Below are 11,042 nucleotides of genomic sequence, written 5' to 3'. Positions count from 1 at the left end.
TGCGCCCGTGAGGGCAGATAACCAAGGCGTTGCCTTGGTTATCTAATAATCAGCGGCTGAAAATCGGGCCTTTCGGCATCCTCAAGCCGTCCATTTCCGGCTGATGGGCAACTTGTTCGGAGTTTCCCTAGGCAATCCTCGGTCCAAACCAGCCTCGATCTTCGTGCCCTTCGGCGATGATCTCTTCGCTAAAAAATGTCCACCCAAGGAAGACTCAAATGACTATTCAAACCAAAAACTGGAATATCCGGTTCGACAAAACAGCGGCCACCAACAAGCGTGAGGTCAAGGTGTCAGCAATGGTCACTGTGCCGAGCGCTGCCTATGAGCCGGTCCTGATCCAGGCAGCAGATCGTTCACCCACCCACCTTCAACTGGACCTGCAGTTGACCGGCGAGCCCGTCTTTGGCGACACCACTGCGCTCGACAAACCCGTGAGTTTCTCGGTGTTCGACCTGATCAGCTACCAAAGCGTGTCTGTCTACCATAGAGGCGAGGTCATCCTGAGCATCAGCGGTATTCAGCCGGCAGCCTGATTTAACCCGCCAGCGTGATTGGCCAGCGATCCTTGTGTTCGCTGGCGCTCGCCATGCCCGGAACACACCAGCCCAGGAAAAACGCGGATCAGTCGTCGTGATTCTTGATCGACTTGGGCGACAGCCGCAGGCTGCGCAAGCTGCGCTTGACGCTCTTGAGGTGATTGACCAGGCTTGGGCCGCGGGCCATGGCCACGCCCATGGCCAACACATCAATGACCACCAGGTGCGCAATGCGCGAGGTCAGTGGCGTGTAAATCTCGGTGTCTTCATGCACATCGATCGCCAGGTTGATGGTCGACAGCTCGGCCAGCGGGGTCTGGCTGGGGCACAGGGTGATCAGCGTGGCGCCACTTTCGCGAACCATGTTGGCGCTGATCAGCAGGTCCTTGGAGCGCCCCGACTGAGAAATGCACACCGCTACATCACCGGGTTTGAGCGTCACCGCCGACATGGCCTGCATGTGCGGGTCGGAGTAGGCCGCAGCATTGAGCAGCAAGCGGAAGAACTTGTGCTGGGCATCAGCCGCCACCGCGCCGGAAGCGCCGAAACCGTAGAATTCGACCCGATTGGCGCCAGCCATGGCGGTCACCGCCAACTGCACAGCCTGGGAATCAAGACTCTCACGCACTTCCATCAGGGTGTGCAGGGTCGTGTCGAAAATCTTCAGGCTGTAGTCGGCGACCGAGTCGTTTTCATTGATCGCGAACTGACCGAAACTGGCACCCGCCGCCAGGCTTTGCGCGAGCTTGAGCTTCAGATCCTGAAAGCCGGTGCAGCCAATGGCGCGACAGAAGCGCACGATGGTCGGCTCACTGATACCCACGCTGTGCGCGAGATCGGCCATGGAGCTGTGCATCACGGCCGCAGGATCAAGCAGCACATGATCGGCGACTTTGAGTTCCGACTTGCGCAGCAGGTTGCGGGACTGGGTGATGTGTTGCAGCAGATTCACAGGAAAGACTCGATCAGAAGGTGCGGTGGCAGGTGTGTAGCTGGCTTGTAGTTATACTACATGAGCCGCCGGACGCCCAGCTAAAGGGCACTTCCAAACAAACATCAGAGCGTGCAACGCGATAACCGCCCCGCACCGAATCGTCAGTCAGTCCGTACCCCGCAGCTTTTCTGCCAGCACCTGCGCCTCTACCGGCCTGCTGATCAGATAGCCCTGCACTTCGTTGCAGCCCTGCTGCTTGAGAAACTCAAGCTGGGTTTGCTCTTCGACCCCTTCGGCCACTACTTTCAGGCCCAGACTGTGGGCCATGGCGATGATCGCCTGAATGATCGCCGCATCACCGGAGCCTTCATCCAGACCGCGAATGAAGGTCTGGTCGATCTTCACGTAGTCCACCGGGAAGCGCTTGAGGTAACTCAGCGACGAATAACCGGTGCCGAAATCATCGATCGCCAGCTTCACCCCCAGCCCGCGCAGTTGCTGGAAGGTGGCGATGATGTATTCCACGCTGTCGAGCAACTGGCTCTCGGTCAGCTCCAATTCCAGGCGGTGCGGGTCCAGCCCGGTTTCTTCGAGCACCTGACGCACCAGACTGACCAGCTTGCCCTGGCGCAACTGATACACCGACAGGTTGACCGACACCCGGATCGGCTCCAGCCCCATACGCTCCCACTCACAGGCTTGCCGGCAGGCCTGGCGCAGCACGAACTCGCCAATCGCACCGATCAGCCCGGTTTCTTCGGCAAGGCCGATGAATTCGCCGGGCGGCACCATGCCGCGCTCCGGATGCAGCCAGCGCACCAGCGCCTCAGCGGCATCCAGGCGTCCGCTGCTCAGGCACAATCTGGGCTGGTAAAAGACCCGCAACTGCTGCTCTTCGATGGCTTTGCGCAGCTGGATTTCCATTTGCAGGCGTTCCAGCGTGCTGGCCTGCAAACTCTCGGTGAAGAACTGGAAGTTATTGCCGCCCAGATGCTTGGCATGCTTCATGGCCATATTGGCCTGATTGACCAAAGCGCTGACATCGCGCGCCGAATCCGACAGCAGGCTGATACCTACCGAGGCACTGATTACCAGCTCGTGGCCGGCCACCAGTACCGGCGCATGCAGTTTGTTGAGCATCCGGGTAGTGACCCGCGCCAGGCTGGAGAGGTTGGCATAAGTATCGAACAACACGGCAAACTCATCGCCAGACAGCCGCGCAATGGTGTCGGCTTCCGGCAAGGCGCTGCTCAGCCGCCGGGCGATGTGCTGCAGCAACTGGTCGGCCACTTCATGACCCAGGCTGTCGTTAAGCAGCTTGAAGCGGTCCAGATCGATGTGCAGCAAGGCCAGACTGCGCGAGCCCTGGCGTACTCGCTGGCAAGCCTGGTTGAGGCGTTCTTTAAATAGCGAGCGATTCGCCAGACCGGTCAGTTCGTCGAAGTGCGCCAGGTAGCGCAGACGCTCTTCGGATTCACGCTTGAATGACAGGTCGGTAAAGAAGCCGACAATGTGACTGGCCGTTCCCGCAGCATCACGCACCAGGCTCAACTGCAACCATTGCGGGTACAGTTCGCCGTTCTTGCGCGCTTCTACCAACTCGCCCTGCCAATGGCCGGTTTCTTCCAGCGCCTGATGAATGGCCGGGAAGTAGCGCCGGGCATCGCGGCTGCTGGCGATATCGGTGACCTTACGGCCGACCAGGTCTTCCTGGCTGTAACCCGAAACCCGGCTGAATGCCTGGTTGATGGTCAGAATCCGGTACTCGGGGTCGAAGATGACAATGCCTTCGTTGGCCGAGGCAAATACCGTCGCCGCCAGGGGCGGCGGGCTCTTGCTCAACGCCTGGCGAGCCTGCTCCAGCTCCCGGGTGCGCTGTTCGACACGATTCTGCAGACCGGCCTGAGCCTTGCGCAAACTGCGCTCGGCCTGGCGGCGTTGTTCGATTTCTCTGGCCAGCTCTTCATTGAGCTGTTCGCTGCGGCTCTGAGCCTGCTGCAAATGCTCGATCAGGGCCTGATTCTGAAAGCGCTGGATCAGGCTGCGCCGGACCAGACGATTGATCTGCACCACCACCACGATCAGCGCCAGCAACACCACCAGCCCCAGCCAGCCCCAGCCACGATTGGGCACATCTGTGCCCCAGAACAGGTAGATGATCGGCGGCAGCAGGCAAGACAGGCTGAACGTGAAGAACGCCGAAAGGCTCACTGCATAAGCGACACTGGCCGACAGGGTCGCCACGCCGATCATGCCGAACACCCAGGCTTGCTGTTCGAAATTGTCCACCGGCACCAGCAGCATCGCCGCGCAAGCCAGGGTCAGGCCGCTGACCAGCGCGCCGAGCAAAAACCGGTGCCGCCAGGCTGGCAGCGCCTGACGCTCAGGCGCTGCGGCATGAAACGCGGTGACCTGCACGATGCGCAAGCCGACCAGAGCCACCAGCCAGACCAGCCAGATACCCACCTGCCAGTCGCGCTGCGGGCTCCATAACAGCCAGGCGCAGATCAGGCCATTGATGAACATACACAGCGTGGGCAGCAGCGAGCCTTGATAGAGCAGCCGGGTGCGCTCGACCTCAAGGTGCGGGGCAAACTGCTGGCGGATGTCCCGACGACGCGTGCCAAAGGGATCGTGCGGACTGAAGCGGAGAGTCATGGCGTCATTCTTGTTGATATTAGGGTGCCTTGAGCGTGTGCGGAGCATACACAAGCACTCGGCAAGTCCAAACAGCCTGAGTGTAGAAAAATTATCGCCTTATTTCTCTGACAACCTTGAGCCAGACAGGTTGCGGCCTTGATACCGGCGCTGCGCCAGCGCGCAATCGTTTGCTGACCCAGACTTTTTATATCCATGGGTGCACGCATGGTTTGCCCGGCATCAATGCAAACCCTAGAATGTCGCCCATGCATGATGACCTCTCCCTTTTGCTCAATTCCCTCAACGACGCCCAGCGCCAGGCAGTAGCCGCGCCCATGGGTCGTCAGTTGGTCCTGGCTGGCGCTGGCTCCGGCAAAACCCGCGTCCTGGTGCACCGTATCGCCTGGCTGATGCAGGTCGAGCAGGCCTCGACGCACTCGATCCTGTCGGTGACCTTCACCAACAAGGCCGCCGCCGAGATGCGTCACCGCATCGAGCAACTGATGGGCATCAGCCCGGCCGGTATGTGGGTCGGCACCTTCCACGGCCTGGCCCATCGCCTGCTGCGCGCGCACTGGCAGGAAGCCGGCCTGGTCCAGACCTTCCAGATTCTCGACAGCGACGACCAGCAGCGTCTGGTCAAGCGGGTAATCCGTGAGCTGGGGCTGGATGAGCAGAAATGGCCGGCCCGCCAGGCTCAATGGTTCATCAACGGCCAGAAAGACGAAGGCCTGCGCCCACAACACATTCAGGCCAGTGGCGATCTGTTCCTGATGACCATGCGCAGCATCTATGAGACCTACGAGATCGCCTGCCAGCGCGCCGGGGTCATCGACTTCTCCGAACTGCTGCTGCGTGCCCTGGACCTGTGGCGTGACCATCCCGGCCTGCTGGAACACTATCAGCGCCGTTTCCGGCATGTGCTGGTCGACGAGTTCCAGGACACCAACGCCGTGCAGTACGCTTGGCTGCGCTTGCTGGCCAAGGGCGGCGACAGCCTGATGGTGGTCGGCGACGACGATCAGTCGATCTACGGCTGGCGCGGCGCACGCATCGAGAACATCCAGCAGTATTCTTCAGACTTCCCCGACGCCGAAGTCATCCGCCTGGAGCAGAACTACCGCTCCACCGCCAGCATTCTCAAGGCGGCCAACGGCCTGATCGTCAATAACAGTGGACGCCTGGGCAAAGAGCTGTGGACCGACGGCGGCGATGGCGAACTGATCAGCCTGTATGCGGCCTTCAACGAACACGACGAAGCACGCTATGTGGTCGAGACCATCGAGAGCGCGCTCAAGAGCGGCCTGTCGCGTAGCGATATCGCCATCCTGTATCGCTCCAACGCCCAGTCCCGGGTGCTTGAAGAAGCGCTGCTGCGCGAACGGATTCCGTACCGTATCTATGGCGGCCAGCGCTTCTTCGAACGCGCCGAAATCAAAAACGCCATGGCCTACCTGCGCTTGCTCGAAGGCCGTGGCAACGATGCCGCGCTGGAGCGGGTCATCAACGTGCCGGCCCGCGGCATCGGCGAGAAGACTGTCGAGGCCATCCGCGAACATGCCCGGCACAGCAGCGTCTCCATGTGGGAAGCCATGTGCCTGCTGGTAGCCAACAAGGGCCTGACCGGCCGCGCTGCCAGCGCCCTCAACGGTTTTGTCGAGCTGATCGACAACCTGGCCGCCAAGGTCATGGACATGCCGCTGCACCTGATGACCCAGACCGTCATCGAGCAATCGGGGCTGATCGACTACCATCTGCAGGAAAAGGGCGAAAAAGGCCAGGCCAGGGTAGAAAACCTTGAGGAACTGGTCAGCGCCGCCCGCGCTTTCGAAAACAGCGAAAACGAAGAAGACCTGTCGCCGCTGGCGGCCTTCCTCAGCCACGCCTCGCTGGAAGCCGGCGACGCCCAGGCCGATGAGCACGAAGACAGCATTCAGTTGATGACCCTGCACAGCGCCAAAGGCCTGGAATTCCCCCACGTGTTTCTGGTGGGCATGGAAGAAGGCCTGTTTCCGCACAAGATGAGCCTCGAAGAGCCGGGGCGCCTGGAAGAAGAGCGGCGCCTGGCCTATGTCGGTATCACCCGGGCCATGCAGCAACTGGTCATGACCTACGCCGAAACCCGCCGCCTGTACGGCAGTGAGACCTACAACAAGGTGTCGCGTTTCGTACGCGAGATCCCGACCGGGCTGATCCAGGAAGTACGCCTGTCCAACAGCGTCAGCCGGCCGTTCGGCGGCACCCCAAAGGTCAACAACAGCAGCCTGTTCAGCGGTACCGGCATCCCGGAAACCCAGTTCAGCCTGGGCCAGCAGGTCAAACACGCGGTATTTGGTGAAGGCGTGATCCTCAACTTCGAAGGCGCCGGCGCCCAGGCCCGGGTGCAGGTCAACTTCGCCGAAGGCAGCAAGTGGCTGATGATGGGCTACGCCAAGCTCGAAGCGATTTGACACGCCCCCCGTAGGAGCAGCTTTAGCCGCGAAGCCTTCGCGGCTAAAGCCGCTCCTACGGTATGCGGTGTCTTCAGTGCCGCTTTCAGCTTCATGCAAAAGCTCGAAACATACCTTCACTAGCCAATGGCCTGCACCCTGTGCACCATTGCGCGCGTGCAATTCATAAAAACGGGAATCCCCTTATGCAACGCTTTTTCAGCATCGCCATGGCCTTGTGCCTCAGCCTGACGCTGAGCCTGGATGCCAACGCCGCACGTTTCGGCGGCGGCAAGAGCAGCGGCTCGGCACCGGTTCATCAATCGCGCCAGGCCACTCCAGCCACCCCGGCTGCGGCCCCTAACGCTGCTGCCCGTCCAACCCCTGCGGCCAGCGGCGCATCGCGCTGGCTCGGCCCGCTGGCAGGCATCGCCGCCGGTGGCATGCTGGCCGCCATGTTCATGGGTGACGGCTTCGACGGCATGCAGCTGTTCGACTTCCTGATCATCGGCCTGATCGCCTTCCTGATCTTCCGCTTCATCGCCCGTCGCCGCGCCCAGCAGCAACAAGCGAGCATGGCGGGTGCCGGTGCGCCCTACCAGCGTGAAACCGTTCAGCCGAACAACGCTCCGATCTTCGGTTCGTCGGCTGCGCCCGCTGCAACCCCGGCGATCAATGCGCCTGCCTGGTTCAACGAAGAGCGCTTCCTGGAAGCCGCCCGTCAGCACTTCCAGGCCTTGCAGCAACACTGGGACGCCAACGAGATGGACAAGATTGCCGAGTTCGTCACCCCGAACATGCTGCAATTCCTGAAACGCGAACGTGCCGAACAGGGTGACGGCTTCCAGTCCACCTACATCGACGACCTGCAGGTTCAACTTGACGGTGTGGATGACCGTGCCGACCGCACCATCGCCACCCTGACCTTCCACGGCGTGTCCAAGAACTCGCGTTTCGACAAGGGCGAAGCCTTTAGCGAAAGCTGGAACATGGAACGCGCGCCAGGTGAAAACCAACCATGGCTGGTTGCAGGTATTCGCCAGAACGGCTGAACTACCGGCGCCCTTGTGTGATCGAAACCCCGGACTCGTTCCGGGGTTTTTTGTTACCCGTTCGGATAGTTATTTTGAAAGCGGCTTTCGGCTACTGTATAACCCGCGCCATCTAGCTCAGAGGATCCATGCCGTGGAAGAAGTCATCGAACAATTGCGTGAACAGAACGAGCCGGTTCCGGTGCGGCTTGAACTGCCCGACGAAGACCTGCTGGTCGAAATCGAGGAAGAACTGCTGATCAACATGCCATTTGGCTTGCGGGAGTTTTTGCTGCAGGTCAGCGATGTGGTCTACGGCAGCCTTGAGCCGGTCACCGTGACCGACCCGCAATCGCACACCTACCTGCCCGACGTGGCAGCCAATGCCTGGGATGCCGGTGTCGAGCGCGATCTGGTGCCGCTGTGCCAGGATGGCGACGACTATTACTGCGTTGAAGAAGACGGCACCGTGGTGCTGTGGTCTGGCGAAGAAGAAATCGTCACCGAGGAGAGCTGGGAATCGGTCTGGCACTGGGCCCGCGACGTCTGGCTGGAAAGCTGAGTTTCCAGCCAGACCCGCGCGCAAGGTCAATGCCCTGGGGTGTCCTGGTTATTGCCCAGGGTTTCCAGCAGGGCAATCTGCATCCGTGAATGCACACGGATAAACCAGCGCCATAGCACTGCGGCGACCACCGCCGCAACCAGCAGGATGACCACCAGCAGCTCCAGGGTTGGCAGAATGCTGGCTGACAATGCGGCCAGCAGGACGAAGATGACCACCAGCGACAACAGCGGAATCACTTCAGCCACGATCTTGCGCACCCGCTCGGTGTGACGGCCGGCCTTGTCCGGCTTCACGCCCATTTCGGCCAGCAGCATCGACAGCGCCTTGAGCTTGCGGTAGGCGGCGATCAGGAACGGCAGCGACAACAGCAGCGCCGCGCCACAGATCCAGGCCTTCTGATGCCCGACATCGGCCACCCAATCGCTCATGTAAGCGCCGATGCGGCCGGCGAAATAACCGCCGCTGAAGAAGATCGCCACCACCAGCGCCAGGTTGACACCGACCTGCAGCAGAATCCTGCGGATCATCGACGCCAGCATTGCGCTCTGACCCTGCGGCTGGATGCTGCGCAGCCACTCGCCGTACATGGTGAAGACCCGCCCGACACGACGCGGCACCACACCGGCCAGCTTGATCGACAAAGGATCAGCCGCGCGGATCAGGTACGGCGTCAGCAAGGTGGTGATAACCGACACCGCCACGGCCACCGGATAGAGAAAGTCGCTGGTCACCTGCAAGGTCATGCCCAGCCCGGCGATGATGAACGAAAACTCGCCAATCTGTGAAAGCCCCATGCCGACGCGCAGCGACGTGCGGCCATCGTTACCGGCAATGAACGCCCCCAGACCGCAGGAGATCATCTTGCCCAGCACCACCGCCAGGGTGATCACCACAATCGGCCAGGCGTATTCGATGAGAATCGCCGGATCAATCATCAGGCCGATAGCAACGAAGAAAATGGCACTGAACATGTCACGAATCGGCTCGATCAAGCGCTCGATTTTCAACAGTTGGCGCGACTCGGCCATGATCGCGCCGATCAGGAACGCGCCCAGCACCATGCTGTATTCCAGCCGTACAACCAGCAGGCAGAAGCCGAAGCACAGGCCCAGTACGGTGATCAGTAGCATTTCGTCGCTTTCAAAGCGTGCTACATAGGCCAGCAGACGCGGCACCAGCAGGATGCCGACGACCAAGGCAACGATCATGAACAGCGACAGCTTGCCGACCGTGGAGAACACCTCGCCGGAACTGACCGCACCGCTGACCGCGATACCCGACAGCAACGCGATGATGCCGATCCCCAGAATGTCTTCGACGATCAGCACGCCAAAGATCAACTGGGCAAAATGCTGGTTCTTCATCTTCAGGTCGTTGAGCGCCTTGACGATGATGGTCGTCGAGGAAATCGCCAGAATCGCCCCCAGGAACAGCGAATCCATGGTTCCCCAGCCGAAATACTGGCCAATCTCGTAACCGAGCCAGATCATCAGGAAGATTTCCAGAAACGCCGCGATGAACGCCGTCGCACCGACCTTGAACAGCTTGCGCAGGCTGAACTCAAGGCCCAGGCAGAACATCAGGAAGATCACCCCCAGTTCGGCAAGAATCTTGATCGTGTGTTCGTCGTGGATCAGACCAACCGGCGGCGTATGCGGCCCGATCAGAAAGCCGGCGACGATGTAGCCCAGTACCACCGGCTGCTTGAGGCGGTGAAAGACAATCGTCACCACCCCGGCCACCAGCATGATCACTGCCAGATCCTGGATGAAGTCAACAGCATGCATGGCGGGTGTGGCTCCTTAAATAATGGCGCTGCCGCTTGCACGCATGGTCCATAGCGCAGGCAAGGTCAGGTGACCGGCAACGTCGTCAATTGGGTATAGGTCTGGGGAAAACCCTGTGCAAGGGTTTTTGCAGAGTAACACTGCACCCTTTGCCATAAAGCCGGTGCAATATATGGAAACAGATCGGTTACCGCGCGTGACGTAAAATACTCGCCAGGCGTCGCGTTATCTGCACGCATCAGCAAATGCCAGCATAGGCGTCTTCTCCCTACCTTGACCGTGAGAATCAGCAATGGAACCTGGAAACGCGCAACTGACGATGACCGTATTGATGACCCCGGACATGGCCAACTTCTCTGGCAATGTGCACGGCGGCACCCTGCTCAAGTACCTGGACGAAGTCGCCTATGCCTGCGCCGCACGCTACGCTGGCAGTTATGTGGTGACCCTGTCGGTGGACCAGGTGATCTTTCGCGAGCCGGTGCATGTCGGTGAGCTGGTGACCTTTCTGGCCTCGGTGAACTACACCGGTAATACCTCCATGGAAGTGGGGATCAAGGTGGTCACCGAAAATATCCGCGAGCGCTCGGTACGCCATAGCAACAGTTGCTTCTTTACCATGGTCGCGATTGATGACAATCGCAAACCGGTGCGCGTCCCGCCGCTGGAGCCGCAGACCCCGGATGCCCGCCGCCGCTTCATGCAGGCCCAGCATCGTCGTCAACTGCGTCAGGAACTGGAAAAGCGCTATCAGGAAATCAAGGAAGAGGCGCTTTGACATCCTCCCCGCCCTAAAGGGCCGGGATTCCCACAATTGGACGCTCATGCCCGAGCGCGAGAATGTTCTTTGCGGCGTTGACGTCGCGGTCGTGGGTGGCACCGCACCCACAACAAGTCCATTCCCTTATTCCAAGCCCTGCGATACCTCTCGGCCTCGAGTCCGGCAATTGCTTGCAGCTCGAACAGGTTTGGGTGGTGTTTCTCTCGCTAACAACCTTGAAAACCGTGCCTGCGTGATCGCATTTGTATTCCAGCATGGTTTTCAATTGGCCCCAGCCGGCGTCCAGCACCGACTTGGCCATCCTGGTTTTCGCGAGTTTCAGTGAGTTCACATCGC

General features: G+C 60.3%; 9 protein-coding genes. 5 read left to right on the top strand and 4 right to left on the bottom strand.

The window, feature by feature from the left end; all coding sequences use genetic code 11:
- The first annotated feature begins 218 nt into the window (after positions 1-218).
- Complete coding sequence (locus NJC38_RS28635) at positions 219-536, top strand: hypothetical protein (protein ID WP_253118144.1); 318 nt, start codon at positions 219-221, stop codon at positions 534-536.
- 88 nt (positions 537-624) lie between these two features.
- Here the strand turns inward: NJC38_RS28635 and hexR are convergent, their stop codons facing one another.
- Together hexR and NJC38_RS28625 are read right to left on the bottom strand one after the other, a co-directional pair.
- A complete protein-coding gene (hexR, locus tag NJC38_RS28630; RefSeq protein WP_045485504.1) occupies positions 625-1,491 on the bottom strand; it encodes a transcriptional regulator HexR in 867 nt (288 codons plus the stop codon).
- A 147-nt stretch (positions 1,492-1,638) separates the two neighbouring features.
- Positions 1,639-4,131 (bottom strand): EAL domain-containing protein, encoded by a 2,493-nt coding sequence (locus NJC38_RS28625; RefSeq protein WP_253118143.1) that lies wholly within the window; start codon positions 4,129-4,131, stop codon positions 1,639-1,641.
- A 248-nt stretch (positions 4,132-4,379) separates the two neighbouring features.
- On the opposite strand from NJC38_RS28625, the gene uvrD reads away from it, so the two are divergent.
- The 3 genes from uvrD (at position 4,380) to NJC38_RS28610 (ending at position 8,135) form a co-directional block, all read left to right on the top strand.
- Positions 4,380-6,563 carry a DNA helicase II gene (gene uvrD / locus NJC38_RS28620; protein WP_253118142.1) on the top strand — a complete coding sequence of 728 codons (2,184 nt, stop codon included), beginning with the start codon at positions 4,380-4,382 and terminating at the stop codon, positions 6,561-6,563.
- A 185-nt stretch (positions 6,564-6,748) separates the two neighbouring features.
- Positions 6,749-7,594 carry a TIM44-like domain-containing protein gene (locus tag NJC38_RS28615; RefSeq protein ID WP_253118141.1) on the top strand — a complete coding sequence of 282 codons (846 nt, stop codon included), beginning with the start codon at positions 6,749-6,751 and terminating at the stop codon, positions 7,592-7,594.
- A 133-nt stretch (positions 7,595-7,727) separates the two neighbouring features.
- The gene (locus NJC38_RS28610) at positions 7,728-8,135 is read left to right on the top strand and encodes an SMI1/KNR4 family protein (RefSeq protein ID WP_045485500.1); all 408 of its coding nucleotides are present in this window, start codon (positions 7,728-7,730) and stop codon (positions 8,133-8,135) included.
- Positions 8,136-8,161: 26 nt separating this feature from the next.
- Here NJC38_RS28610 and NJC38_RS28605 read toward each other — a convergent pair whose 3' ends face one another.
- Positions 8,162-9,925, bottom strand: a complete 1,764-nt coding sequence (locus tag NJC38_RS28605) for a cation:proton antiporter (RefSeq protein WP_045485499.1) — start codon at positions 9,923-9,925, stop codon at positions 8,162-8,164.
- A 292-nt stretch (positions 9,926-10,217) separates the two neighbouring features.
- On the opposite strand from NJC38_RS28605, the gene NJC38_RS28600 reads away from it, so the two are divergent.
- Entirely contained in the window at positions 10,218-10,703 is a 486-nt protein-coding gene (locus NJC38_RS28600; RefSeq protein ID WP_045485497.1) for an acyl-CoA thioesterase, read from the top strand.
- A 13-nt stretch (positions 10,704-10,716) separates the two neighbouring features.
- Here the strand turns inward: NJC38_RS28600 and NJC38_RS28595 are convergent.
- The coding region (locus NJC38_RS28595; protein ID WP_253118140.1) for a transposase at positions 10,717-11,042 on the bottom strand (326 nt) is incomplete at its 5' end.

Origin of the sequence: Pseudomonas sp. 21LCFQ010, from assembly GCF_024129905.1 — a bacterium.
Taxonomy (GTDB): Bacteria; Pseudomonadota; Gammaproteobacteria; order Pseudomonadales; family Pseudomonadaceae; genus Aquipseudomonas.
Note: the sequence above shows the minus strand (reverse complement) of the source record. Positions and strands in the feature narration are given on the sequence as shown.

Bases quoted from the DNA above. Each gene is read 5' to 3' on its own strand.
- uvrD (WP_253118142.1), top strand. From the start codon at position 4,380: ATGCATGATGACCTCTCCCTTTTGCTCAATTCCCTCAACGACGCCCAG.
- NJC38_RS28635 (WP_253118144.1), top strand. From the start codon at position 219: ATGACTATTCAAACCAAAAACTGGAATATCCGGTTCGACAAAACAGCG.
- NJC38_RS28605 (WP_045485499.1), bottom strand. From the start codon at position 9,925: ATGCATGCTGTTGACTTCATCCAGGATCTGGCAGTGATCATGCTGGTG.
- NJC38_RS28625 (WP_253118143.1), bottom strand. From the start codon at position 4,131: ATGACTCTCCGCTTCAGTCCGCACGATCCCTTTGGCACGCGTCGTCGG.
- NJC38_RS28600 (WP_045485497.1), top strand. From the start codon at position 10,218: ATGGAACCTGGAAACGCGCAACTGACGATGACCGTATTGATGACCCCG.
- NJC38_RS28615 (WP_253118141.1), top strand. From the start codon at position 6,749: ATGCAACGCTTTTTCAGCATCGCCATGGCCTTGTGCCTCAGCCTGACG.